General features: G+C 65.5%; 23 protein-coding genes. 10 read left to right on the top strand and 13 right to left on the bottom strand.

The annotated features are described in order from the left end of the window. The 5 genes from LZ012_RS07595 to LZ012_RS07575 are packed head-to-tail and all read right to left on the bottom strand — an operon-like array spanning window position 1 to window position 4,147. Window positions 1–1,650 (bottom strand): putative bifunctional diguanylate cyclase/phosphodiesterase, encoded by a 1,650-nt coding sequence (locus tag LZ012_RS07595; RefSeq protein WP_275709218.1) that lies wholly within the window; start codon window positions 1,648–1,650, stop codon window positions 1–3. Window positions 1,651–1,680: 30 nt separating this feature from the next. After that, window positions 1,681–2,394 carry a ferredoxin--NADP reductase gene (locus LZ012_RS07590; RefSeq protein WP_275709216.1) on the bottom strand — a complete coding sequence of 238 codons (714 nt, stop codon included), beginning with the start codon at window positions 2,392–2,394 and terminating at the stop codon, window positions 1,681–1,683. A 15-nt stretch (window positions 2,395–2,409) separates the two neighbouring features. Then, window positions 2,410–2,832, bottom strand: coding sequence for a c-type cytochrome (locus LZ012_RS07585; protein WP_275709214.1), 423 nt, complete (start codon window positions 2,830–2,832; stop codon window positions 2,410–2,412). An 18-nt stretch (window positions 2,833–2,850) separates the two neighbouring features. Continuing rightward, on the bottom strand, window positions 2,851–3,426 hold the full coding sequence (locus LZ012_RS07580; protein ID WP_275709211.1) for a ferritin-like domain-containing protein: 576 nt from the start codon (window positions 3,424–3,426) through the stop codon (window positions 2,851–2,853). A 34-nt stretch (window positions 3,427–3,460) separates the two neighbouring features. Next, the gene (locus LZ012_RS07575) at window positions 3,461–4,147 is read right to left on the bottom strand and encodes an RNA polymerase sigma factor (protein WP_275709209.1); all 687 of its coding nucleotides are present in this window, start codon (window positions 4,145–4,147) and stop codon (window positions 3,461–3,463) included. Window positions 4,148–4,393: 246 nt separating this feature from the next. Between LZ012_RS07575 and hpaI the strand changes: the two genes are divergently transcribed. The 7 genes from hpaI to LZ012_RS07540 all read left to right on the top strand — a co-directional run bounded on the left by hpaI (window position 4,394) and on the right by LZ012_RS07540 (window position 10,967). Beyond that, a complete protein-coding gene (hpaI, locus tag LZ012_RS07570) occupies window positions 4,394–5,194 on the top strand; it encodes a 4-hydroxy-2-oxoheptanedioate aldolase (protein WP_275709206.1) in 801 nt (266 codons plus the stop codon). A gap of 60 nt (window positions 5,195–5,254) precedes the next feature. Next, window positions 5,255–6,190, top strand: coding sequence for a catechol 2,3-dioxygenase (locus LZ012_RS07565; RefSeq protein WP_275709203.1), 936 nt, complete (start codon window positions 5,255–5,257; stop codon window positions 6,188–6,190). A gap of 103 nt (window positions 6,191–6,293) precedes the next feature. Then, window positions 6,294–7,763: a 2-hydroxymuconic semialdehyde dehydrogenase gene (locus tag LZ012_RS07560; protein ID WP_275709201.1), complete on the top strand. Its 1,470-nt coding sequence runs from the start codon at window positions 6,294–6,296 to the stop codon at window positions 7,761–7,763. Window positions 7,764–7,777: 14 nt separating this feature from the next. After that, window positions 7,778–8,695 carry an acetaldehyde dehydrogenase (acetylating) gene (locus LZ012_RS07555; RefSeq protein WP_275709199.1) on the top strand — a complete coding sequence of 306 codons (918 nt, stop codon included), beginning with the start codon at window positions 7,778–7,780 and terminating at the stop codon, window positions 8,693–8,695. Further along, complete coding sequence (gene dmpG / locus LZ012_RS07550) at window positions 8,692–9,756, top strand: 4-hydroxy-2-oxovalerate aldolase (RefSeq protein ID WP_275709196.1); 1,065 nt, start codon at window positions 8,692–8,694, stop codon at window positions 9,754–9,756. Before LZ012_RS07555 ends, dmpG begins: the two co-directional genes overlap by 4 nt. Beyond that, window positions 9,753–10,517 carry an SDR family NAD(P)-dependent oxidoreductase gene (locus LZ012_RS07545; protein ID WP_275709194.1) on the top strand — a complete coding sequence of 255 codons (765 nt, stop codon included), beginning with the start codon at window positions 9,753–9,755 and terminating at the stop codon, window positions 10,515–10,517. Before dmpG ends, LZ012_RS07545 begins: the two co-directional genes overlap by 4 nt. 18 nt (window positions 10,518–10,535) lie before the next feature. Further along, window positions 10,536–10,967: a tautomerase family protein gene (locus LZ012_RS07540; RefSeq protein WP_275709192.1), complete on the top strand. Its 432-nt coding sequence runs from the start codon at window positions 10,536–10,538 to the stop codon at window positions 10,965–10,967. Window positions 10,968–10,976: 9 nt separating this feature from the next. Here the strand turns inward: LZ012_RS07540 and LZ012_RS07535 are convergent, their stop codons facing one another. Next, the gene (locus tag LZ012_RS07535; RefSeq protein ID WP_275709190.1) at window positions 10,977–11,621 is read right to left on the bottom strand and encodes a DsbA family oxidoreductase; all 645 of its coding nucleotides are present in this window, start codon (window positions 11,619–11,621) and stop codon (window positions 10,977–10,979) included. A gap of 244 nt (window positions 11,622–11,865) precedes the next feature. Here LZ012_RS07535 and LZ012_RS07530 point away from each other — a divergent pair, with 244 nt between their 5' ends. From LZ012_RS07530 to LZ012_RS07520, 3 genes are read left to right on the top strand one after another with little or no spacing between them, the layout of a single operon-like run. Next, a complete protein-coding gene (locus LZ012_RS07530; RefSeq protein WP_275709188.1) occupies window positions 11,866–14,619 on the top strand; it encodes a type VI secretion system Vgr family protein in 2,754 nt (917 codons plus the stop codon). Continuing rightward, window positions 14,616–15,224 carry a hypothetical protein gene (locus LZ012_RS07525; protein ID WP_275709186.1) on the top strand — a complete coding sequence of 203 codons (609 nt, stop codon included), beginning with the start codon at window positions 14,616–14,618 and terminating at the stop codon, window positions 15,222–15,224. Before LZ012_RS07530 ends, LZ012_RS07525 begins: the two co-directional genes overlap by 4 nt. Then, window positions 15,221–15,883, top strand: a complete 663-nt coding sequence (locus LZ012_RS07520) for a hypothetical protein (RefSeq protein WP_275709184.1) — start codon at window positions 15,221–15,223, stop codon at window positions 15,881–15,883. The genes LZ012_RS07525 and LZ012_RS07520 overlap by 4 nt, the downstream gene beginning before the upstream one ends. 70 nt (window positions 15,884–15,953) lie before the next feature. On the opposite strand, the gene pip is transcribed toward LZ012_RS07520, so the two are convergent. From pip to LZ012_RS07485, 7 genes are read right to left on the bottom strand one after another with little or no spacing between them, the layout of a single operon-like run. Beyond that, window positions 15,954–16,904 (bottom strand): prolyl aminopeptidase, encoded by a 951-nt coding sequence (gene pip / locus LZ012_RS07515; RefSeq protein ID WP_275709182.1) that lies wholly within the window; start codon window positions 16,902–16,904, stop codon window positions 15,954–15,956. Window positions 16,905–16,915: 11 nt separating this feature from the next. Beyond that, window positions 16,916–17,557: a response regulator gene (locus tag LZ012_RS07510; RefSeq protein WP_275709180.1), complete on the bottom strand. Its 642-nt coding sequence runs from the start codon at window positions 17,555–17,557 to the stop codon at window positions 16,916–16,918. Continuing rightward, complete coding sequence (locus LZ012_RS07505; RefSeq protein ID WP_275709178.1) at window positions 17,554–18,945, bottom strand: HAMP domain-containing sensor histidine kinase; 1,392 nt, start codon at window positions 18,943–18,945, stop codon at window positions 17,554–17,556. The genes LZ012_RS07510 and LZ012_RS07505 overlap by 4 nt, the downstream gene beginning before the upstream one ends. A 2-nt stretch (window positions 18,946–18,947) precedes the next feature. Beyond that, the gene (locus tag LZ012_RS07500; protein WP_275709176.1) at window positions 18,948–21,254 is read right to left on the bottom strand and encodes a TonB-dependent receptor; all 2,307 of its coding nucleotides are present in this window, start codon (window positions 21,252–21,254) and stop codon (window positions 18,948–18,950) included. After that, entirely contained in the window at window positions 21,251–21,961 is a 711-nt protein-coding gene (locus LZ012_RS07495) for an energy transducer TonB (protein ID WP_275709174.1), read from the bottom strand. The genes LZ012_RS07500 and LZ012_RS07495 overlap by 4 nt, the downstream gene beginning before the upstream one ends. Further along, on the bottom strand, window positions 21,958–22,908 hold the full coding sequence (locus LZ012_RS07490; protein ID WP_275709172.1) for a quinoprotein relay system zinc metallohydrolase 1: 951 nt from the start codon (window positions 22,906–22,908) through the stop codon (window positions 21,958–21,960). Before LZ012_RS07490 ends, LZ012_RS07495 begins: the two co-directional genes overlap by 4 nt. Further along, entirely contained in the window at window positions 22,905–23,675 is a 771-nt protein-coding gene (locus tag LZ012_RS07485; RefSeq protein ID WP_275709170.1) for a quinoprotein dehydrogenase-associated SoxYZ-like carrier, read from the bottom strand. Before LZ012_RS07485 ends, LZ012_RS07490 begins: the two co-directional genes overlap by 4 nt. Window positions 23,676–23,995 lie beyond the last annotated feature (320 nt).

Here is a 23,995-nt window from a genome sequence, read left to right as displayed (position 1 = left end):
CTAAAGCCGGGCCGATTCCATCTGCTCGCGCACCCGGCGATGGAATTCGGCCGGCGGCAGCGGGCGGCCGAACAGGAAGCCCTGGCCGACATCGACGCCCAGCTCGCGCAGCGTGGCGGCCTGCGCCTCGGTTTCGACGCCCTCGGCGATGGTTTCCAGCCCCAGCCCCCGGGCCAGCGCGACGATAGTCCGGGTGACGCCGAGGGCCGGCGAGCTGTCCGGCAGATCGCGCACGAAGGCGATGTCGATCTTCAGCGAATCGACGGCAAACTGGCGCAGGTAGGCGAGCGCCGTATGGCCGGTGCCGAAATCGTCCAGCGAGATGCCGACGCCCAGCGCGCGCAACGCTTGCAGCCTGCCGTTGACCAGGGGCACGTCGTGCACCGCGGCCGATTCGGTCAGCTCGACGACCAGCCGGTCCGGCGGCACCGCTGCCTTGTCCAGCGAGTCGCACAGGCGGACGACCAAGTCGGGGTGGTAGAAATCCAGCGCCGAGAAATTGACGGCGACGCTGATCGTCGGGTCGGGACAAGCGGCGATCTCGGCCAGGCTGCGCTGCAGCATCCAGTCAGTGATCTTGCCGACCAGGCCGAGGCGTTCGGCCAGCGGGATGAATTCGGCCGGCGGCACCGCCCCCAGCAACGGGTCGGACCAGCGGACCAGCGCCTCGGCGCCGACGATGCGCCGGTCGGCCAGCCGGCATTTGGGCTGCAGGACCAGCGTCAGGAGGTTGTCGCGCACCGCCTCGCGCAGCCGGGATTCGATGCCGAGTTCGCGCACCACCGACTGTTGCAGGCCCTCGGCGAAGGCGTTGATGCCGCCCCGACCGGCCGCGCCGGCGCGATAGCAGGCCCACTGGGCGGTGCGCAGCAGGCTGGCGAAGTCGCCACCCGGCGCCGACAGGCCGAAGGTGACGGTGAGCAGGAAGACGGTCGTGTCCAGCGCATAGGGTTCGCGCAGCACGGCGGCCAGGGTTTCGATCCGCGTCCCGGCATCGTCGCCCAGCCACAGTGCGAAGCTGTCCTCGCGCACGCGCCCGGCGATTTCGTGGGGTGCCAGGGCTGTGCCCAGGCGGGCGGCGATTTCCTGCACGGTAGCGATGCTCCAGCGTTCGCCGTAGGCCACCGAGAAGCGCCGGAATTCCTCGATCCGGAACACCGCCATGCGCCGCTCGCCGCCGGCTGCGGCGGCGCACTGTTCGGCGAAGCCGCGGTAGTTGAGCAGGCCGCTCTCCGCATCGTGCAGCGCGAGGTAGCGCATGCGGTCCTCGGCGTGCTGGCGTTCGCTCATGTCGCGGACGAAGCCAGTGAAGTAGCGCTGTCCGTCGCGCTCGAAGGCGGAAATGCCGACCTCGACCGGGAAGCGCGAGCCGTCCTTGCGCAAGCCGTCGAGCCGCTGGCCGCTGCCCAGCACATGCTTGACGCCGCGGTCCGGGCGGAAGGCGCGCAGGAAACCGTCGTGCTTTTCCTTGAGCGGCGACGGCACAATCAGTGAAATATTGGCCCCGAGAAACTCCTCGCGCTGCCAGCCGAACATCCGGGTCGCCGCCGGGTTGGTATCGACGATCAGGCCCTGCGCGTCGATGGTGAACACCGCATCGAGGCTGGTGCCCAGGATGGCCGCGATGGCTGCGGAATCGTAGTCGAACATGCCGCTCTCCCGGATGGCGCGCCCGGCCCGTCAATAGCCGTAGAAGCCTTCGCTGCGGATATCGTCCTCGTCGGCGCCGTGGCGGCACAGATCGTCCTGCATGGCCTCGACGAAGGGCGGCGGCCCAGCCACGTAGTAGATCGGCGCCTGGGCGGCGACCTCGGCGAGCAGCGCGCCGCTGATCCGGCCGATGCGCCCCGTCCAGCCCGGCGGCACGTTGTCGGCCTGGGTCAGCGTCGGGATGAAGCGCAGGCCGGGGTAGTCGCGCGCCAAGGCCAGCAGTTCGTCGAGGAATGCCGCATCCTCGGCCCGCCGGTTGGAATAGACCAGCACGAAGCGCCGTTCCTGGCGCTGCTGCGCCACCTGGCGCAGCATGCTGACGAAGGGCGTGATGCCGATCCCGCCGGCGATCATGATGGCGTCGCGGGCCACGTCCTTGTGCAGGGTCAGGCTGCCGAACGGGCCGTCGACCTGCACGCCGGCACCCGGCGCCAGCGCGTGCAGGCCCTCCTTGTAGGCACTACCGCGCAAGCGGGTGGCGATGCTCAGCCGGGTCTCGTGCGGGGCGCTGACCAGCGAGAAGGCGTGGCGGGCGGCCTGGCCGTTTTCCTCAACCGTCGGCAGGACGAGGTCGATCGCCTGACCGGCCCGGAAAACGAAATCGGCCGGTTTTTCGAAATGGAAGGCCATCGTCCGCTCGGCGACCAGCTCGCTGCCGATCAAGCGTGTGCTGTAAGTGCTCATCTCCGTGTCCTCCTTTTACGGCAGGCGTCCGGCGCCCGCCGGCAGATTCTGGCAGCGCGCCGCGCCGCCGGCTTCGCGCAGGAACACGATCAGGTCCCGCCGCTCGCCGTCGTCCTTTACTCCATCGTAGCCCATGCTGGTGCCGGGGACGACCGTGAGCGGCGAGCGCAGGAAGCGGTCGAGCGTTTTCTCGTTCCACACCCAGCCGGCACGGCGCATGGCCGGCGAATAGGCAAAGCCGGGAACGCTGCCCGCCCGCCGGCCGAACAGGCCGCAATGGCGCGGCCCGGTCCGGTCGGTGTCCAGGGCGTGGCAGGCGGCACAGCGCTCATAGACCAGGGCGCCGCGCGCATAGGCCGCGGCGGAGGTATCCGCCGCCGCGCTGCCGGCCAGCGTGGCGCCCAGCAGCAGCCAGCCCAGCGAACGGATCGTGCCCATCGCCGCCGCTTCTCCGGTTCACTTCACAAAGGCGTCGGGCACCGGCACGTCGCCGACCGCCTGGCGCAGCACCGCCCAATGCATCGCCTCGTCGCCGAGGATGCTGCCCGCCGCCTTGGCCAGGTCGCGGTTGCCGAACAGCGGGATGGCGCCCAGGTAGGCGCTGACCGCGCCCTTTTCCAGCCCGGCCGCGAAACGCAGCACATCGGTCTGGTTCTTCAGCGTGTCGACCGGAAAGCTGTATTTGTCCTTGGCGCTGACCGCCCGGCCGCCGAGCTTGGCGATGGTGGCGGCGAGCAGGTCGGCGTGCTGCTTGTGATGGCCCTGAAAGGTGACCGCCAGATCGAGCACCGGCTTTTGCAGCAGGCCGCTTTCGGCGCCGACCTGGTAGGCGGCGATGGCTTCCAGTTCCGCCCCCAGCGCAGTGTTCAGGATACGCAGGTCGCTGTCGGCCGCCTTGCCGGCCTGGGCGGCCAGCGCCTCGCGGCCGGAGAGGAGCGCAATGGCGGTGCCGGACAGCAGGAGGCCGGCCTGGCCGAGGAAAGTGCGGCGCGGTTCGACCGCCGCGATGGCGTGCTTGATCAGTGCGTTCATGGTAGTTCTCCTGTGGGGTGCAGCCCTCGGCTGCTCAAACGGATTTCCGCGCCAGGCGTGCCAGCACGCCGGCAACGATCCGGTCGCATCGGTCGCCGGCAAAGGCATAGACCTCGCCGAAGACCTCGTCGATATCCTTGGCCAGCGCCTGGCTGAGCAGATGCCGGGCGCGGAAGAAGCGGGTACGCACCGTCGCCTCGGGTATGCCGAGGATCGCGGCAGTCTCCTCATTGCTCAGTTCCTCGACGCCGCGCAGGACGAAAATCTCCCGGTACAGGTCGGGCAGCCGGTCGATGTGCGATTCGAGCAGGTGCCGCAATTCGCCGTTGGCGGCGGCGGCTTCGGGGTTCTGGAAAGTGCTTTCGGCCATGTTGTCCTCCTCGCCTAGCGGGGCGTCTCCCGCGGCAAAGATCGTCCGGTCGCGGCCCAGGCGTTGCCGGCGGCGGATGGCCCGGTTGGCCACGATGCGGATCAGCCACGTCGACAGCCGGGCCTCGCCGCGGTAGCGGCCCATGCTCCGGTAGGCGAGCAGGTAGGCATCCTGCACCACCTCCTCGGCTTCCCGGTCGTCGCGCAGGATGCTGCGCGCCGTACGGAACAGCATCTGGTTGTGGCGCCGCATCAGGGTCTTGAAGGCTTCCTGGTCGCCCGCCGCGACGGCTTGCGCCAGATCGAGGTCGGCGCTCGGTGCGTGGGTGGAGGGTGCTTGGTCCGGGATCATGACAGGCTCCTTTGTCTTTAACCCATTGGATGCAGGCAATCCTCTCCACGTTTCAAACAGGGCACAATAATTTGCGCGTGTTCCGGGCCAAGCCAGCTATCTGCCCTTCCGGAAGCTCCAGTCATACCTTTCCCGTATCACCTGTCGATTTCAACGGTATTGGACGGTATCCCCGGCATCACGTTTAATTGATCCCAACATCCCCGGCAGGCATTTTCCGGGGCGATCGATTTCAGGTGAGAGGCGATGAAAATACCGAGCAACCAGTTCAAGAGCGCATTGCAGGCCGGTCGTGACCAGATCGGGCTGTGGCTTGGGCTGGGCGAGACCTTCAGCGCCGAAATCTGCGCCGGTGCCGGCTTCGACTGGCTGCTGATCGACGCCGAGCACGGCCCCAACGACCTGCGCAGCATCCTGTCGCAACTGCAGGCGCTGGCCCCCTACCCGACCCAGCCGGTAGTCCGCCCGCCGCAGGGCGACCACGTGCTGATCAAGCAGTTGCTGGAAACCGGCGTCCAGACGCTGCTCATCCCGATGGTCGAATCGGCCGAGCAGGCGCAGGGTCTGGTCGAGGCCATGCGCTATCCGCCGGCCGGGATCCGCGGCGTCGGCAGCGCGCTGGCCCGCGCCTCGCGCTGGGGGCGCATCGATAATTACGCTCACCTCGCCAACGACCAGATGTGTCTGCTTGTGCAGGTCGAGACGAAGGCCGGCTACGAGCAGTTGGACGACATACTGGCGGTAGACGGAGTCGATGGCGTATTTTTCGGCTCGGCCGACCTCGCTGCTTCCTACGGCTATCTCGGCGAGTCCACGCACCCGGAGATCGTCGCCGCCATCGAGCACGGCCTGCGCCGCACCCGGGCGGCCGGCAAGGCGGGCGGCGTGCTGTGCAGCGACCGGCAGTTGAACGACCGCTACCGCCAAGCCGGCGCCAATTTCGTCGCCGTCGGCATCGATGCCCTGCTGCTCACCGCGGCGACCACGGCGCTATGCCGGAGCTACAAGCCGGACAGCACGGCGGCCGGGGTGCCCGGATCGTATTGAAAACTTGAAAAACCAAGCCATCGACGAATGGCCCATTCGATAAACAAAGGAGTGTAGACAATGGCAATGACAGGCGTTTTGCGACCGGGACACGGAGCCATCCGGGTCCTCGATCTGGAAGAAGCAGTGCACCACTACCGCGACATCCTCGGCATGGTGGAAACCGGGCGCGACGCCCAGGGTCGGGTGTATCTGAAGTGCTGGGACGAGCGCGACCACAACAGCGTGGTGCTGCGCCAAGCCGACCGCGCCGGGCTCGATTTCTTCGGTTTCAAGGTGCGCGACAAGGCCACCCTCGACAAGATGGAAGCCGATCTGAAGGCCTACGGCCTGAAAACCGAGCGCATTCCGGCCGGCGAGATGCTGGCGACCGGCGAGCGCGTCCGCTTCGAACTGCCCTCCGGCCACCTGATCGAGCTGTACGCCGAGAAAAAGGCGGTCGGCAACGGCCTGCAGGTCACCAACCCGGCGCCATGGACCAAGGCGTCCGAAAATGGCATCGCCCCGGTCCGCCTCGACCACTGCCTGCTCTACGGCCCGAACATCGCCGAGGTGCAAAAGATTTTCACCGAGGTGCTCGGCTTCTACCTGGTCGAGCGCGTGCTCGCCCCGGACAACGAAACCAACGCCGCCATCTGGATGTCCTGCTCGCACAAGGTGCATGACATCGCCTTCGTCGAACACCCGGAGCCGGGCAAGCTGCATCACCTGTCCTTCCTGCTCGACAGCTGGGAAGAAGTGCTGCGCGCCAGCGACATCATGTCGATGAACGGCGTGCCCATCGACATCGGCCCGACCCGCCACGGCATCACCCGCGGCTGCACCATTTATGCCTTTGACCCGTCGGGCAACCGTTTCGAGACCTTCATGGGCGGCTACCAGCCCTACCCCGACTACGAGCCGACGACCTGGACCTTCGACGGCCTCGGGGCCGGCGGCGGCCTGGATTACCCGCAGCGCAAGCTGCACGAGACCTTCCTCACCGTCGTGACCTGATCGTCCCGGGCGGCCGGCAGCGGCCGCCCCCTCCTTCACCGTCCGCCACGCGTAGTCGCCGACTGCCGCAGCACCCACACGCCCTCAATTTCCGGAAGCAGCCATGAGCCAGCCGCCACGCATCCACCACTTCATCGCCGGCGAATTCACCGCCTCGCCCACCGCCCGCTATTTCGACAAACGTTCACCGGTCGACGGTAGCGTCATCGCCCACATTGCCGAAGCCGGCCAGGTCGAGGTGGACGCCGCCGTGTCCGCTGCCCGCGCCGCGCTGAAAGGTGAATGGGGCAAGCTGACCACCGACCAGCGCGTCGACCTGCTCTACGGCGTAGCCAACGAAATCACCCGCCGCTTCGACGATTTCGTCGCCGCCGAGATGGCCGATACCGGCCAGCCGTCGCACGTCATGACCAACGTCTTCATCCCGCGCGGCGCGGCCAACTTCAAGGTTTTCGCCGACGTGATCAAGAACGTTGCCACCGAGTCCTTCCGCATGGCGACGCCGGACGGCAAGGGGGCACTCAATTACGCCATCCGCAACCCCAAGGGGGTGATCGGCGTCATCTCGCCGTGGAACGCCCCCTTCCTGCTGATGACCTGGAAAGTCGGCCCGGCGCTGGCCTGCGGCAACACGGTCGTCGTCAAGCCGTCCGAGGAAACCCCGCTCACCGCCACGCTGCTCGGCGAGGTCATGAACAGCGTCGGCATCCCCAAGGGCGTCTATAACGTCATCAACGGCTTCGGCCCCGATTCCGCTGGCGCCTACCTGACCCGCCACCCGGGCGTCGATGCCATTACCTTCACCGGAGAAACGCGCACCGGCACGGCGATCATGAAGGCGGCGGCCGAAGGCATGCGCGACGTGTCCTTCGAACTGGGCGGCAAGAATGCCGGCATCGTCTTCGCCGACTGCAATTTCGAGGCGGCGGTCGACGGCATCTTCCGCTCCGCCTTCCTCAACACTGGCCAAGTTTGCCTCGGCACCGAGCGTGTTTATGTCGAGCGTCCGATTTTCGAGCGTTTCGTGCAGGCCCTGAAAGCCAAGGTCGAAGCAGTGCGCTACGGACGCCCGGAAGACCACGCCAGCACCTATGGCCCACTGATCAGCCAGGAACACCGCGACAAGGTGCTCTCCTATTACCGGAAGGCCATCGACGAAGGCGCCACGCTGGTCACCGGTGGCGGCGTGCCCGACATGCCGGCCGACCTGGCCGGCGGCAGCTGGGTGCAGCCGACCATCTGGACGGGGCTCCTCGAAACTGCCGCCGTGGTACGCGAAGAGATCTTCGGCCCCTGCTGCCATATCCGCCCCTTCGACAGCGAGGACGAGGTGATCGAACTCGCCAACGCCAACGACTACGGCCTGGCGACCACCATCTGGACCGAGAACCTGTCACGCGCCCACCGCGTCGCCGAACAGGTCGAGGTCGGCGTCACCTGGGTGAACAGCTGGTTCTTGCGCGATCTGCGCACCCCCTTTGGCGGCTCCAAGCAATCCGGCATCGGCCGCGAAGGCGGTGTTCATTCGCTCGAGTTCTACACCGAGACCCGCAACGTCTGCATCAAGCTCTAAACCAAGAGGCCACCATGAAAAAAATACGATGCGCCCTGATCGGCTCCGGCAACATCGGCACCGACCTGATCTATAAAATCCAGCGCAGCCCCGTCCTTGAACCGGTGTGGATGGTCGGCATCGACCCCGAATCCGAAGGCCTGGCCCGCGCCCGCGAGATGGGCCTGAAGACCACCGCCGCCGGTGTCGACGGCCTGCTGCCACATGTGCTGGATGACAACATCCAGATCGCCTTCGACGCCACATCGGCCTACGTTCACGCCGAGAACTCGCGCAAGCTGAACGAGCTGGGTGTGATGATGATCGACCTGACACCTGCCGCCATCGGCCCGCTGTGCGTGCCGCCGGTCAATCTGCGCGAGCACGCCGAGAAGGTCGAGATGAACGTGAACATGATCTCCTGCGCCGGACAGGCGACCATCCCCATCGTCAACGCCGTCTCCCGTATCCAGTCGGTGGCCTACAGTGAAATCGTCGCCAGCCTGGCTTCGAAATCGATCGGCCCCGGCACCCGCGCCAACCTCGACGAATTCACCTACACCACCTCGAATGCCATCGAGGTCGTTGGCGGCGCCCGCAAGGGCAAGGCGCTGGCCATCATCAACCCGGCCGAACCGCCGATGATGATGCGCAACACGATCTCCTGCCTGACCGACGAGACGCCGGACGAGCCACGCATCATCGAATCGGTGCTCGCCATGATCAAGGAAGTGCAGAAGTACGTGCCCGGCTATCGCCTGGTCAATGGCCCGTTGTTCGACGGCAAGCGGGTCACCGTCTTCATGGAAGTGGCCGGTCTCGGCGACTACCTGCCCAAGTACGCCGGCAACCTCGACATCATGACGGCAGCCGCCACTCGCACCGCCGAAATGTTCGCCGAGGAAATCCTGGCCGGCAGCATCCAGCTCAAGCCGATGGAGGTTGCAGCATGAGTGAAGTTAATCTGAAGGGCCGCAAGGTCATCGTCCACGACATGTGCCTGCGCGACGGCATGCACGCCAAGCGCGAACAGATTTCCATCGAGCAGATGGTCAAGATCGCCACCGCGCTGGATGATGCCGGCGTCCCCTACATCCAGGTCACCCACGGTGCCGGGCTGGGCGGCAATTCGCTGCAACACGGCTTCGCGCCGCACAGCAACGAGGAATACCTGTCCGCCGTGTGCAACGCCGTCAAGCGCACCAAGGTCTCGGTCCTGCTGCTGCCCGGCCTCGGCACCATGCGCGAACTGCAATCGGCCTACGACTGCGGTGCCCGCAGCGTGCACGTCGCGACCCATTGCACCGAAGCCGACACCTCGCCGCAGCACATCGCCTTCGCGCGCAAGCTGGGCATGGACAGCACCGGCTTCCTGATGATGGCCCACCTGAACACGCCGGAAGGCCTGGCCCAGCAAGGCAAGCTGATGGAATCCTACGGTGCGCAGACAGTGTACATCACCGATTCGGCCGGCTACATGCTGCCGGCCGACGTGAAAGCCCGCGTCAGTGCCCTGCGCGATGTGCTCAGCCCGGAAACTGAGATCGGTTTCCACGGCCATCACAACATGGGCATGGGCATCGCCAACTCCATCGCCGCCATCGAAGCCGGGGCCAGCCGCATCGACGCCTCGGTCGGCGGGCTGGGTGCGGGGGCCGGCAACACGCCGCTCGAAGCCTTCGTCGCCGTCTGCGAACGGATGGGCATCGACACCGGCTGCGACCTGTTCAAGCTGATGGACATGGCCGAGGACGTAATCTTCCCGATCATGGACCACATCGTCCGCGTCGACCGCTCGTCGCTGACCCTGGGTTTCGCCGGCGTCTATTCGACCTTCCTGCTGCATGCCAACCGGGCCGCCCAGCGCTTCGGCATCCCGGCCCGCGACATCCTGGTCGAACTCGGCCGCAAGAAGATGATCGGTGGCCAGGAGGACATGATCATCGACACCGCGATGACCATGGCCAAGGAACGCGGACTACTCAAGGATGCCGCGGCAGGAGTCGCACCGTGAAGCCCTACGTAGAGCGAGACGAGTGTGCCATCCTGGTCGGTGCCACTGGCGCCTTCGGCAGCGCCATCACCCAGCGCCTGCTCGCTGCCGGGCTGGGTGTCCTCGCCGTGGCCCGCTCAGCCGACAGCCTGGCAACGCTGGCCGCCAGCCATCCGGGCATCCGCCCATGTGCCGCCGACATCGGCAACGACTCGGCCATCGCCGCCATCGGCGCCGCCATCGACAAGCCGGTACGCATGGTCGTGCATGGCCCTGGGGTAGCCGTCGCCGGCGGCATCCTGACGGCGCCCACCGAATCGATGGTCGATGCCGTCAACATCAAGGTCGGCGGCCTGCTGCGCCTGGTGCGGGCAGCCGATGCCCATCTGGCGCCCGGTTCGCGCATCGTCGCCATCAGCGGCCACTACGGCCTGGAGCCGACGGCTTATGCGGCGGCGGCCGGCGTCGCCAACGCCGCCATCCTCAACGTCGTCCGCCAATTGAGCCTGGCCTACGGCCCGCGCGGCATCACCGCGCACACCATCGTCCCCGGCCCGGCCGACACCGAGCGCCTGCGCCGGGTCGCCGCCACCCGCGCCGAACAACGCCAGTGCAGCACCGATAACGTCCTCGACGAAATGCGCGCTGAATCCTCGCTCGGCATCCTCAGCACCCCGGAGCAGATCGCCTGGGCGGTGACCCTACTGCTCGCCCCGGAAGCCGATGCAATGACCGGTTCCAGCCTGATGCTCGACGCCGGCCGCCGACGCGGCCTGCCCTAACCCAAGGAGAAGAAGAAAATGCCCGTCGCCAATCTGCACGTCCTGAGCGGACATCCCCGCCAAAACCTGAAAAGCTGGATTCGCGAAACCTCCCAGGCCCTGTCGGACATCCTGGCCGCCCCCAAGGACCGGCTCGAAGTCTGGGTCACCGAAATCGACCCCGACTTGTGGGGTATCGGTGGCGAGCCGGCCAGCGAAGTGCTGGCCCAGACGCCGCGGCATGATGCCGAAATGCCCTTCATCAAGATGATCCTGATGGAAGGCCGTCCGGTCGAGCAACTGCATCGCGTCATCGCCCAACTGACGGCCATCACCGCCCACCTGCTCAACGCCGATGCGGAACGTATCCGCGTGCACATCGAGCATGCCCATCCCGACCGTTGGGGCATCGGCGGCGTGCCGGCCAGCATCCGCCGCGCCGCCGAACTGGCCGTCCGCCAAGCAGGCTGAGCACCGAACTCAGCCCCGTGCGATGGTTTCGCGGATGGCTGCGGCTAGCACCGCAGGGTCTTCGGCGCCGACTACCACGCGCTTCCGGTCGACGATGAAAGTGGGCACCGAGCGTATGCCGACAGCCCGGATTTCTGCCTCCATGGCGCGCAGCAGTTCGACATCCCGGTCGGAAGCAAGGTAGGCAGCGACCTCGTCGGCCGGATAGCCGCATTCGCCAGCGATGGCAGCCAGTAAGCCGAGATCGCCGATAGGCTCGCCACGCTGGAACTGAGCAACGAACAGACGCTCGACCAGCACTTCGGCATCGCCGCGCTGCTGCGCCCAGTGGATCAGGCGATGCGCCCGCAGCGTGTTGGCGCGCAGGGCGATCTTGTCGAACGCGTATTCTAGGCCGTATTCGCGCCCGGCTTCGCGCACGCGCTCGAAGATAGCCTCAACCCGCTCCCGGCTCCCGAACTTGGCGACCAGGAAAGGCAGGTAGGGCTCACCTTCCGGCGGCGTGTCCGGATTCAGGAAGAAGGGTAGCCACAGCTTGCGGCAATGGAAATCCGGAATATCCCGGCGCACCAGCTCAATGGCCGTGGACAGGCGGCGCAGGCCGATGAAGCACCACGGGCAGACGACGTCGGAAACGATTTCTATGGTCAGCATGGGGGAATGATACGGCCTTATCGGCTATTGGCCCGACGATACGGAAAATGCGTGGAAGGTTGGCAAAAGCTTACGGGGGAGCAAATCATTGGGCAATGCAAGCGGGTCTTGGTTGGCATTTCGACAGCCGCTCCTCAACATCGGTTCATGCCCGATGGCTATTCCGCAATCCGTCGAAAGCGAATTTCCAATTGAGCCAACAAAGCCATTTGTCATACAATGACATTTTCATTTTGGCATGCATATGCCCACCCTCGACACTCTGTTTGCGTCACTCTTCGATCAGCACGCCCGTCTGCTCGAACTCAAGACTGCCCTGCCCGACGCCGCACTGATCGTCGAGCGTTTTTCCGGGCACGAGGCGGTTTCCGCATCCTTCCGCTTCGATATCGACTGCGTGTCGACCAACGCCCACTTCGATCTGCGCCCGCTGCTTGGCGAGGAAATCACCCTGCGCCTGCTGCAGGCTGACGGCAGCAAGCGATCCTGGCACGGCTACGTCACCCAGGCCCTGCAACTGGGCGCCGACGGCGGCCTCGCCCGCTACCGGCTGGTCATGGAACCCTTCCTGGCCTTTCTCGCCCAGCGCCGGGACTGCTACCTGTTCCAGAACAAGACCGCCGTCGACATCGTCGGGCAGATCCTCGCCGACTACCCCGAGGCCGACTGGGCCAGCCAGGTCACCCAGCCGCTGCGCACTTACAGCATCGCGACGCAGTACCGGGAAACCGACTTCGAATTCATCCGCCGCCTGCTCGCTGAAGAAGGCCTGTCCTTCCGCTTCGAACACGATCAATCCGCCGTGGCCGGTGACCAGGCGACGCACGCCCGGCATCGACTCGTCGTTTTCGACCGCGACACCGAGTTGCCTGCCGGCCGCCAGCCGGCCATCCGCTTTCATCGCAACAACGCCACCGAGACCGCGGATACCGTGCAGGTCTGGCAGGAAACCCGCTCCGTCCAGCCCAACGCCGTGACCCTCGCCGGCTGGGACTACAAGAACCTGGTCGCCACCGGCGCCCAAGCACACAGCGCGCTGGACAATGGCGAACTGCCGCGACTGGAAATCCATGACGCCTCCCGTCCTTACCGATTCGAAGACAGCGCCGCCGCCCAGTTGCGCACCGACCTCGCGCTGGCCGCCAGCGAATCGCGTTTCCGGCGGTTCACCGGTCACAGCACGGTCCGTCAGTTGGCCGAAGGCACGGTGATCACCCTGCTCCAGCACGATGCGTTCTCGGGCGACGATGCCCGTTTCACCATCCTGTCCGTCGACCATCAGGGCGCCAACAATCTCGGTGCCAAGGTCGGCCGGTTGTTGGGTTCGGCCGACGTCGAGGCCGGCAGCTATCGCAACACCCTGCTCGCCCAGCCGGCAACTGTGGCGGTAGTCCCCTCGCCCTTGCCCAAGCCAGTGACTCGGCCGCAAACCGCCCTGGTCGTCGGCCTGCCCGACCAGGTCATCACCACCGACCGCGATCACCGCATCAAGATCCAGTTTCCTTGGCAACGTGGTGCAACGCCCAATCCCGGCGGCCAGTCGGAAACCGGACCGGCCGGACGCACCGCCGGCAAGACCGGCAATGCGCCGGGCAACGATCAATCCGGCACCTGGGTGCGAGTCGCCGAATGGCAATCCGGCGCCAACTGGGGCAGCCACTTCCTTCCGCGCGTCGGGACCGAGGTGCTGGTCGATTTTCTCGATGGCGATATCGATCGCCCTATCGTCGTCGGCCAGAACTACAACGGCGCCGACCTGCCGCCCTTCTCGGCTGGCCACGAAGCCGGCGCCAACCACCCCGGCGTGCTCTCCGGCTGGATGAGCCACAACCACGTAGCCGGTTTCAACCAATGGGTGACCGACGACGCGCCGGGTCAGCTACGTACCCGTCTGGCGACCAGCGAAAACGCCGGCCAGCTTGGCCTTGGCCACCTCATTGACCAGGCGCCGGAATCGGCCACCCGCGGTGCCTGGCGCGGCAGCGGCTTCGAATTGTGCACCGACGGCTGGCTGGCCGTGCGCGCCGGCGAAGGCATCCTGATCTCGGCCACCGCCCGACCGAATGGGCAGAGCACGCAAATGGACGTGGCCGAAGCGGTCGCCCAATTGAAGTCAGCACACGAAACAGCCCAAGCCCTCTCCGATGCAGCCCAACAGCAACAGGCTTTGCCGCTCAAGGCCAATGCGGCACAGGAGGCCTTCCTGAAAGCCATCGATCCGCAACAGGAAGGAAAATTTTCCGGCAGTATCGGCGGCCAGGAGGCCAAAAAAGCCCGTCCCGGCAGCCGGGAAGTCGGCGACCCGACCGAACGCTTCGCCCAGCCATTCATCGTCAACGAAGCCCCGTCCGACATCGGCCTCTCCTCCCCCGCCAGCACCCTGCTCTTCGCCGGCGCCAACCTGCACGCCACCGTCCAGCAAGATTTCCACATCGCCAGCGCCCATACCGTGTCCACCGCCGCCGGCGAAAGCGCCAGCTGGTTCAGCCACGCCGGCGGCATCAAGAGCATTGCGCAAGCCGGAAGCCAGACAATCCAGGCCAACACCGACGCCCTGGAAATCCTCGCTGATCAGTCGATCACGGTGACCAGTTCCAACGACGAAATCCACATCCTGGCCAAGGAGAAGATCGTGCTGCAGGCAGGGCAATCTTCAGTCACCCTCGAAGGGTCGAACATTACCTTTGCCTGCCCGGGGAAGTTCTCGGTCAAAGGCAGCGGGCAGGCGTTTATGGGGCCGGGGAATCAGCCGGCTAAATTAGAAGAATTACCAGACTCAAGGGCAAGTTCCGGCCAGCACGACAATCTCCTAGAAACCGACAACCTGGAGTATTTCTTTGTAGCTGAGCGTGAAGATGGCTCCCTGAGCAACTTGGCTTATCGAATTGATTCCGAAGATAAAAAACTACATGAGGGGCCACTAGGAGCAAATGGAGAAACAGCAGCCTTTCCTATGACAAAGGTTGGCGAACCGACTTTCTGGATACCTGCCGTATGACTATTGACGCACAAACAAGAAAATTGGCTGCAATTGCCTATGGCGAAGCCTCTGGTGCAAACGATGCAAATGAAATCGGCGGCATTGCTTGGGCGGTAGCAAACCGCGCGAGAGCGTGGGGAGAAAAAACCGTGGGCCAGCTTCTGGCTGCTGACCCCAATTACACTTACGCTGTCAAAGATGGCAACCCGCGTTACAAGAAGCTTATGGCCGCAAGCGAAAAGGAAGTCGCTGCCGACAAAGGCATGACACTGGCCCTCGACTGCGCCAGTAATGCCCTAGCCAACACCGGCACTGACCCATCCAATGGCGCGTATTGGTGGGATGGTCTGGACTTTAAGACGAACTACCAGAACCACCCAAAGGTAAAAGACGGATTTCATATAATCGAACCAGCACACAACATCTTCGACGTCAAAGAGACAAGCTATCTGACCACTATCTACTGGAAGGTACGCGACAAAAAAACGGGGAAGGAGGTGAACTCCAAAGTACGGGGCACATACAAGTATGTGTGGGAATCCACCGCAGCCTATGGGAAAACCATTTTTTGGAAACACGACGCTGACTATCTAAAAGCAACCGCAGGGAAAGCCTACAAATGAAATTACTCGGACTCCTGCTGTTGTTGCCGGCGCTGGCTTCGGCCGAAACCGTATTTGACGGATATGGCGCTTACTATGCCACGCTGCCTGGACAGTTGTTCAACAGCAAAGGCATTAACCTTCACCCATACAGCGTACGAGGAGACAAAGGTATCCGTCTTGCGTGGTCCGGTACGGCCGGTGGCCGCCACCATACGCTTGAAATCCGCAACGGTGTGCTGGCTATTGATGGCCTCGTCTTGAAACCCTCGACGGTGACCACATTCCCGGACGAAGTAGTGAACGATGGCGATCTAGGCATCGGCACTACCGCATATTTCGCACCGGGTTGGGCTTGCGTGGAAAACACCCCGATGTCCGCGTCCGGTACTGCGGTCAGACACAAAGCGGTCTATCTGATGCGATTAGCAAATCCCAAGCCTCAAGCATGGAAACTTCCCAGCCTATTTCAGGCCTGTGAAGGAATTCGCCAGCAAGCAAATCGGATTGTGTTTGACAAGATCGAATACCGTTACCGAGCTGAAGAAGACAATCCAGTAGGTATTTCACTGAAGGAATACATCATCCGGGGCAAAACGTTCATTCCGTCTGGCAATAGCCGGTCCGCAACCTTTGTTGAGTCCGGCAATGTTTATAGGTTCGTCATAGATCCGCGTTGATGCGCTCGTTATTTACGAACGCACAACACCGTCACTCCTACTGAAGTGACGCTTCCCCCAAGGCCCGTAGCTACTCCGCGAAATTGCTCGCCGCCTCGGCAACCCACTCCAACGCCTTGATGCAGGCCCGGGCGATGGGGGGTGACAACCCGGCGTGGCCGGCTTGGGCGACGGGGAACCAGGTCGCTTCGGGCCAGGCGCGGTGCAGCATTTCCGCCGCCTGCGGCGGGCACACTGGGTCGGCCAGGCCCTGCACGATGGCGGCCGGGATATGGCGCAGGCGTTCGACGCCGGCCAGCAACTGGCCAGGCATCAGGAAGCAGTCGCGGGTCAGGTAGTGCATCTGGATGCGTACCTTGGCCAGTTCCCGGTCGTCCGGCTCACGCTCCAGCGGCGGCTCACCGAGCAGAGCCCGCTCGTAATCGAGCCAGGCGCGGCAGGCGCTCATGGCCTGCGATGCCTTGCCGCGCAGGATGCGGTCGGCACAGGTGGCGAGCAGGTAGGCCGAGGCCGGCTCTTGCAACGCGCTGGCAAACGCCGTCCACGCGTGGTGCGCCAGGGGGTTGATGCCCCCGACGTAGGCGGCGATTTCCTGGCGCGAGCCGAGGAAGATGCCGCGCAGCACCAGGCCGAGCACGCGTTCCGGGTAAATCTGGGCATAGGCCAGCGCCAGTAGGCTGCCCCACGAACCGCCGAAGACGATCCAGGCCGGAATGCCCAGCGCCTCACGGACGATTTCCAGGTCGGCGACCAGGTCGGCCGTCGTGTTGTCGCCCAGTTCGCCGAGCGGCAGGCTACGCCCGGCCCCGCGCTGGTCGACCAGAATGGCGCGGAAACGCTGCGGATCGAACAGCCGGCGCTGGGCCGGCGTGCAGCCGCTGCCCGGCCCACCATGCAGGAAGAGGACCGGCAGGCCATCGGCCGGACCGAGTTCCTCGACGTACAGATAGTGGCCGTCGCCCACGGCGATGCGCCGGGCGCAGCGTGGCTGTGCTTCGGGAAACAGCGGATTGATGCTCACCGACCCCTCCATCAGGATTCGATCAGGCCGTTGCGTACGGCGACCAGCGTCAGTTCGGCGGCGTTCTGCACATTGAGTTTCTGTTTGATGTGATAAAGGTGGGTGCCGACCGTACTCGGGCTGAGGCAGAAATCGTTGGCGACGTCATTTACCGAACGGCCTTCGGCCAGCTTCAGGAAAACCGCCAGTTCCTTCTCGGTCAGCGATTCGACCGGATTGGTCGAACCGGACAATTGCGCCAGGGCCACGGCCTGCGCCAGTTCCGGGTCGAGATAGCGGCGGTCGCGCGCCACTTCGCCGACCGCGCGCAGGAATTCCTCCGGCGCCGCCCGTTTGCACAGGTAGCCACGGGCGCCGAGCTTGAGGGCGCGGACGGGCACGATGTCGTCATGGTGCGCCGACAGCATCAGCACGCGCGCCTTGGCTTCCCAGACCAGCAGACGTTCGAGGGCAGCCAGGCCGCCGATGCCGGGCATCGACACATCCATCACCACGAGGTCCGGATTGCTCTCGGCGAACAGGCGGACGGCGCTCTCGCCGCAGTCGGTCTCGGCTACTACCGAGGCCCCCGCCCCTTCGAGCAGCAGGCGGAAGCCCAGGCGGACCATGGCATGGTCGTCGGCCAGCAAGACGCGGATTCCGTTCAGGTTCATGCTTCTACCCTCCTCGTTTCAGCCGGCAGGCTGGCTTGCAGTACGAAGCCACCTTCTGCCGGGCTGGAAAATTCCAGTTGGCCGCCGAGCAGCGCGATCCGTTCGCGCATACCCTGCAGACCGAGGCCGCAACCGGCCTGTCCTGAAGGGCCGCCATCGAGGCCACGACCGTTGTCGGCAATCCGGATCTGCACAGTTGCTCCATCGTGGAGCAAGGACAAATCGACCCGGCTAGCGTCGGCGTGGCGAACAATATTGGTCAGCCCTTCCTGGACGATACGGAGCACACACTGTGCCAGCTCACCGTCGAAAACCTCGCCCATCAGGGCGATCCGGCTGTACAGGTCGATCCCGTGCTGTCGGCGCCAGGCGTCGACCACGCTTTCCAGCTGGCTGGCCAGGGGCTCCGGTTCCTTGCGCCGCAGGCGATGCAGGATGTGGCGCACGCCGTCCTGCATTTCGCCGGTGACGGCGACGATGCTTCGCGCGTGGCCATGCAGCGCCGGCTGCTCCGTAGTGCGCTGGACGATGGCGCCGGCCAGGGCGCGCACCGCCGTGACGCCCTGCGCCAGTTCGTCATGCAGTTCGCGGGCAATGCTTTCGCGCTCGGCGCGGCGTTCGGCGGCGAGTCGGGTACGCATCTGCTCGCCCACTTCACGGGCTGTTTCCAAGCGGACATTGTCATCGACCGCCGCCTTCAGGCGATCGGCCATACCGTTGAAGGCGCCCGCTAGGCGGCCGAGTTCAGGCGAGGCGAATTGTGGCAGGCGGGTATCGAAGCGACCACGGCCGGTGCGATCCAGCGCCTGCATGACCTGGTCGAGCGGGCGCAAGGCCTGCACCAGCGCCTGGCGCACGACGGAGAACAGGCCGACGAGCAGCAGCAGGGCCCAACCTGCCATGCCGAGCAGTTCGTCCCAGGCATCAAGGATCGCCCGCGACGGGTCCGGGTGCAGGCTCAACTGGTAGCCCTCGAAGTTTATCTGGCGGGGCGGCAGGTCGCTGGCCAGCAGAGCGGCGAACCACGCCGGCGCCAAACGACCAGTCTTGTAGGCGGACGGCGGCGAGACGTGGCGCAGCTGGCCGGCCGGATCACGCACTTCCAGCACATTGGCGCGTACCCGGCCGATGCTCTCGGCCACGGCCAGCAGGCGTTCGCCGCGCTCGGCCGGCGGCAGGGCGCGCAGTTCGCCGAGGACGACCTTGAGCCACTGTTCCGAAACCCGCGTCGCCGCTTCGACTTCCTCATGCACGGCCTGACGCGTGGCATGCAGCCACAGGCCGCCGAGCACCAGCAGCAGGCAGGTGGCGAGCACTGTCAGCACGAGGCCGACGCGGGTGTGCAGGCCGGCCTGGCGAAGCGACGAAAAGTCGGGCAGCAGGCGCATGGCTATTTGCCGCCGAAGACGTAGCGCACGCCGAGCCAGGCGGCGCGCGGGGCGCCCGGGGCGACGAAGGTCTGGCGGTGCCAGTCGTTCGGATCAGCCTGGAAGCTGCCGGCAAGGAAGGGGTTTTCGGCCAGCGCCCCGGCCGTCGCATAGCGGCGGTCGAAGACGTTGTTGATCTTGGCGAACATCTGCCACCCCGCCCCCAGCTTGGCTTCGGCATTCAGGTTGAGGATGGCGTAGCCGCCGACCTTGCCCGGACCATCGAAGGTACGGGTATTGCCCAGGGCATCGGTATAGGTGCCGCTCTGGTGCTGGTTGTTCTCGTTGCCGCGCACGTACTGGCCGGAGAAGGCCTGCACGTCGCCGCCGATGCGCAGCCAGTCGGTCGTCCGCCAGGCCAGGCCGAACTTGAGGCTGTGCTCGGGCAGGCCGGTCAGGCGGTTGCCCTTCTTGACCAGGATTTCGTCGTCCTGGCCGGCGCCGGTGCATTCGGCTGCCGTGCCGCGCGTGCTGTTGTTGGCGCCGAGCAGGCAGGCATCCGAGCGGAAGGTGGCGTGCAGCCAGCTGTAGTTGGCATACCAGTCGATGGCCCTCACGCTGCCGTTGAGGCCAAGTTCGATGCCCTGGCGCTGCGTCTTGCCGTAGTTGGTGAAGTAGCCGGCGCTGGTCGAGGTACCGACGAACAGAATGTCGTCGGTGTTCAACGTGCGATAGACCCCGGCGTTCCACTGGGTGTTGCCAGGTAGCGTGCCGCGCAGGCCGGCCTCGACGGTGCGGGCGACGACCTGCTTGAGGTAGGGGTCGGAAGCCATCGAATTGGGCAGGGTGCACGGATTGGCCTGGTCAGCGCAGCCGAGTTCGATCGGCGTCGGCACGCGATTGCCCTGGCTGAACCCGGCGTAGGCATTGAGCGCCGGCAGCACCTGCCAGCTCAGGCCGATGGCCGGGTTGAGCTTGTGATAGCTGTGGTCGCCATCAAGGTTGGGGGCGACCAGATTGAGTTCGTCGTGCGTCGTCACCCGGCTCATGTTGTAGCGGGCTGAGGCGGTCAGGTGCAGGCTTTTGGTCAGCGACCAGGTATCGGTGGCAAACAGGCTGGCGGTGCGGGTGGTGCCCCACAGCTTGTTCTCTTCGGTGGCGTCGAGCAGGTTGCCGATGCCGCGCGTGTCGTCGATGGTACCGAGCTGGCGGGTCTGCACGAAACGCATGCGGGCCTGGTCCCAGGAAGCGCCGAGCGCCAGCTGGTGGGCGTCGGTGCTCAGGTTCCACTGCACGGCGGACCCGGTACCCAGCTGGCGGGTCCGCGTCCGGTTGTGGGCGCCGTTCGGCGTGGTCGGATCGATCGGCCAGTCGTCCTCGTAATCATCGTTCATGTCGCCGTTCAGCGTGCGCATGCGGGTCTTGCGGACATAGACGCTGCCGCTCAGGCTCTGCGCATCGCTCAGCCACAGCTTGCCATTGAGGGCGAGCTGGGTCAGGTCGTTGCGGGTCTGGTCGGGATGGGTGAAGATGTTGGCGCGGCGCTCGTCGAGCATCGCTTGCGGCACCAGGCCGTTGCCGACCAGCCGGGTGCGCGCCTGGCTCAGCGTCAGGTCGGCCTCGCCGGCGCTGTTGCGGAAGGACAGCTTGGCGAACAGCTGCTTGACGTCGGACGGCGAGTAATCGCGCCAGCCGTCCTCGCGGAACCAGTCGCCGGCGACGTACCAGCCCAGCGTGCCGTTGTTGCCGCCGTATTCGACTTCGGTGTTGCTGCGCCCGAAGCTGCCGCCGGACAACTCCAGCTTGCCGCCCGGATTGGAGAAGCCGCTCTTGGTCCGGATGGCCAGCGCGCCGCCCAGCGTGTTGAGGCCGAAGGCGGGGTTGGAACCGGGAATCAGGTCGATGCCGGCAATGGCCGAATGCGGGATCAGATCCCAGTTCACCGTGTCGCCGAAGGGTTCGTTGACTCGCACGCCATCGACGTACACCGACAGCCCCTGCGCCGTGCCGAGCAAGGGCGAGGCGGTGAAGCCGCGGTAATTCAGGTCCACCTGGTAAGGATTGCCCTGGATATCGTTGACCGTGACCGCCGGCACCTGGCGCACCAGCTGTTCGGCGACGTTGAGGCTTTCGACTTCCTCCAGCCGCCGGTCGTCGAGCGACTGGACGTTGGCCGGCAAATGCAGGCGCGGCACGCCGATGCCGGCCAGCGGCGTGGTGCCGATCACCTCGACGGTCTCGGTGGTGACGATCTGCTGGGCACTGGCCGGGGCGAAGGCTGCGGCCAGTGCGATGGCCAGCAGGCTGCGTTGTGGGGTGTGTCTCTTCACGTTGTTTTTCTGAGTTTGTAATTGATCGGCACGATGACCTGAATTTCGTTACCTTCCAGCGCATCGGGCAGCGGCGGCAGGTTGCCATGGCCTTCAAGCATGCTCAGCGCGTGCTGGTCGAGCACATCGAAGCCGCTCGAATGGTCGAGCTGGACCCCGATCAGGTTGCCCTTGCGCGCCACTTTCAGGCGCAGGCGGACCTCGCCTTCCCAGCCGCGCATGGCCGCCACGCGTGGGTATTCGTAGCCGCGGGCGAACAGTTCGGTCAGGCGCTGGCGGTAGTTGGCAAGCATGTCGCTCTGGGCCTGCGCCGAAACGGCAGGCGCTGCCGGGCGCGGCGTTTCCGCCACCGCAACTGGTGCGGCCGGCGCTGCGACAGGCGCCGGACTGGCTTCGCTCACTGTCGCCGGGGCGACTGTTTGGGCCGGCACACTGGCCGGCCCGGCAGTCCTGCTCAAGCGCGGAGTCGACCGTTGGTCTACGCGTGGCGCATCCTGCCGGGCCTTTGGGGGGATGGCTGCCATGGCCGGGGTCGGCGTGGCAGGCGATCCGGAGGGAGCGGTGTCGACCATCCGGATCGACGCCATGATGGTCGGCAGCACGGGGGCCGGCTGGCGTTGCTGCGAAAACACCGCGAACAGCGCGCCATGGAGGAGCACCGACAAGCCGAGCATGACCTGGAAGCGGCGGTTTTCGCGGCTATTCATCGGCCGGACTCCAGCGCCTTCTGTTCGATAGCCGGGAACAGGTGCCCGACCGAACGGCGGTATTCCGCCGCTGCCATTGGCATGGCCGCATACTCAGGCGGCAGCGGACGGGCCAGCACGTCGTTCATGTCCAGGCCGGCGACGGCCGAGTCGCGCAGCGTGGTGGTCAGCCAGTTCAGCCAGGTGCGGGTCTGGCGGATCGGCGCCGCATCGCGGGTGAGCGCGCCGTGGCCGGGCACCAGAACCCGGAAACCGCCCTCACGGGTCAGCGCTTCCAAACGGTCGAGCGCGCCCAACCAGTGCCCGACATCGGCATGCGGGGTGGTCGGCGCCCGGCCGTTGAAGACCAGATCGCCGGCGAACAGCACACCGCTTGCCTCGTCGATGACTACCAGGTCGGCCCCGGTATGGCCGTCGAGCGCCACCAGGCGCAGGCTGCGACCGGCCACCGCCAGCGGGCCGGCGCTCAGCGTGCGGTTCGGCGCTTGCACTTCGGTGCCCTTCATCCAGTCGCCGCTCATCCGGTACAGGTTTTCGGCGAAGGCATTGCCGTCGCTGGCAATTCCCTGCCGTGTCTCGGCCAGCGCACCGATCGGCACATCGGTGAAGGCCTGGTTGCCGAGGAAATGATCGGGATGGTGATGCGTGTTGATGACCAGCGCGACCGGCTTGTCGCTGACCTGGGCGATGGCTTGGCGCATCTGCTGGCCGTAACGCAGCGACGGGCCGCTGTCGATGACGATGACGCCCTGCGGGGCGACGATAAAGGCGGTATTGACGATATTGCCGCCGTTACCGGTGGTGAAATCCTCGGTCCTACCGACGAAGACATAAACGTCCTTGGCCACCGGCTGCGCCGCCAAGCGATAGTCGAAATCCTCGGCAGCGACCCGGCCGGCCAACCCGGTCAGCCCAGCGAGCAGCATGCAGAGCAGAAAACGCTTCATGGTGCGATGGCGGCGCGGAAGGCATTGCCGTTGTTGTCGCGGCCGCTCGCCTCAAGCGCGCCGTCGACTGCCACGCGCTGCAGTGTGAAGACCGGGTTTTCGCTGACCGGCTCGTAGGTCTGCACCCGCATCAGGCGCTTGCCGGCCGCATCGGTGAAGTTGATTTCCTCGATATGAAAGGCCGGTGTGCCGGCAACCAGCCCGGTATCCATCGGATGCACGATGCGCAGGCGGACCCGGCCGGCATTCGGCCCTTCGGACCACTGGCGACCGCTGACCTCGTTCAGGCGCTTTTGCCATTCCGGCGAGGCGGCCGCCGCAGACGGGGCCGTGCAGCCGCCACCGACCGTTTCCACCCAGGTGCCGCCGACATGCCAGACGCCATCGGTCGTGCGGACCGCGGCGCGCACCGGCGTCGACTGCTGCAGCTTGACGCGGAAACCGAGGTAGGCCGGCGCGCCTTCCGGGAAGAAGCGCAGTACCTGGACGATGGGGTTGAAATCGGCGAACACCACCACCTCGACAATGCCGGGCAGAGCCGTGGCATCGACGGTGACCGGAACCTGCATCGGGTTTTCCGCCATCGACGGGGCAATGACCTTGACGCGCGGGTCAAACAGTACCGGGGCGCCGGCCAGGAAGGCCTTTTCCATGTCCGCCCAACGCGCCGAGTCGAGCGGATCGCCGCTTTCCTTCAGCGCGGCTGCTTCAGCTGGCGACATCAAGGCCGCCAAGGCAATGGCCGCAATGGTCAGGGGATATTTCACGTGTCTCGCTCCAATTCGCCGTTCAGGCTGTTTGCCAGAATGGTCTGCAAGCGGCGTGCCAATGTGGCCCCAAAAGGACGAATGCGCCAGCTGGCGGGCGATACGGCAGCCCTTGACGGAAACGTCATGTCTGCGCCACATCAAAAGTGTTCCACTTTGGAGCAACTGGTGACAATTGAAACAGCGCGGCGCGACGCATTTGCTCCATATCAAAAACCGGACGGAACCCCGCTTTTGCCCGCCAACTGGGCTTTTCCGGCCTCAACGGGATGTTGGCACAGCCCTTGCAGATAGCCCTCACGCTTGTGTGCCGATTCAGG

The sequence above is a fragment of the Dechloromonas hankyongensis genome (assembly GCF_022012295.1).
Taxonomy (GTDB): domain Bacteria; phylum Pseudomonadota; class Gammaproteobacteria; order Burkholderiales; family Rhodocyclaceae; genus Azonexus; species Azonexus hankyongensis.
Note: the sequence above shows the minus strand (reverse complement) of the source record. Positions and strands in the feature narration are given on the sequence as shown.

Excerpts from the sequence above, each read along its gene's own strand:
- LZ012_RS07595 (WP_275709218.1), bottom strand. The coding sequence starts at position 1,650 with ATGTTCGACTACGATTCCGCAGCCATCGCGGCCATCCTGGGCACCAGC.
- LZ012_RS07590 (WP_275709216.1), bottom strand. The coding sequence starts at position 2,394 with ATGAGCACTTACAGCACACGCTTGATCGGCAGCGAGCTGGTCGCCGAG.
- LZ012_RS07585 (WP_275709214.1), bottom strand. The coding sequence starts at position 2,832 with ATGGGCACGATCCGTTCGCTGGGCTGGCTGCTGCTGGGCGCCACGCTG.
- LZ012_RS07580 (WP_275709211.1), bottom strand. The coding sequence starts at position 3,426 with ATGAACGCACTGATCAAGCACGCCATCGCGGCGGTCGAACCGCGCCGC.
- LZ012_RS07575 (WP_275709209.1), bottom strand. The coding sequence starts at position 4,147 with ATGATCCCGGACCAAGCACCCTCCACCCACGCACCGAGCGCCGACCTC.
- hpaI (WP_275709206.1), top strand. The coding sequence starts at position 4,394 with ATGAAAATACCGAGCAACCAGTTCAAGAGCGCATTGCAGGCCGGTCGT.
- LZ012_RS07565 (WP_275709203.1), top strand. The coding sequence starts at position 5,255 with ATGGCAATGACAGGCGTTTTGCGACCGGGACACGGAGCCATCCGGGTC.
- LZ012_RS07560 (WP_275709201.1), top strand. The coding sequence starts at position 6,294 with ATGAGCCAGCCGCCACGCATCCACCACTTCATCGCCGGCGAATTCACC.
- LZ012_RS07555 (WP_275709199.1), top strand. The coding sequence starts at position 7,778 with ATGAAAAAAATACGATGCGCCCTGATCGGCTCCGGCAACATCGGCACC.
- dmpG (WP_275709196.1), top strand. The coding sequence starts at position 8,692 with ATGAGTGAAGTTAATCTGAAGGGCCGCAAGGTCATCGTCCACGACATG.
- LZ012_RS07540 (WP_275709192.1), top strand. The coding sequence starts at position 10,536 with ATGCCCGTCGCCAATCTGCACGTCCTGAGCGGACATCCCCGCCAAAAC.
- LZ012_RS07535 (WP_275709190.1), bottom strand. The coding sequence starts at position 11,621 with ATGCTGACCATAGAAATCGTTTCCGACGTCGTCTGCCCGTGGTGCTTC.
- LZ012_RS07530 (WP_275709188.1), top strand. The coding sequence starts at position 11,866 with ATGCCCACCCTCGACACTCTGTTTGCGTCACTCTTCGATCAGCACGCC.
- LZ012_RS07525 (WP_275709186.1), top strand. The coding sequence starts at position 14,616 with ATGACTATTGACGCACAAACAAGAAAATTGGCTGCAATTGCCTATGGC.
- LZ012_RS07520 (WP_275709184.1), top strand. The coding sequence starts at position 15,221 with ATGAAATTACTCGGACTCCTGCTGTTGTTGCCGGCGCTGGCTTCGGCC.
- LZ012_RS07510 (WP_275709180.1), bottom strand. The coding sequence starts at position 17,557 with ATGAACCTGAACGGAATCCGCGTCTTGCTGGCCGACGACCATGCCATG.
- LZ012_RS07505 (WP_275709178.1), bottom strand. The coding sequence starts at position 18,945 with ATGCGCCTGCTGCCCGACTTTTCGTCGCTTCGCCAGGCCGGCCTGCAC.
- LZ012_RS07495 (WP_275709174.1), bottom strand. The coding sequence starts at position 21,961 with ATGAATAGCCGCGAAAACCGCCGCTTCCAGGTCATGCTCGGCTTGTCG.
- LZ012_RS07490 (WP_275709172.1), bottom strand. The coding sequence starts at position 22,908 with ATGAAGCGTTTTCTGCTCTGCATGCTGCTCGCTGGGCTGACCGGGTTG.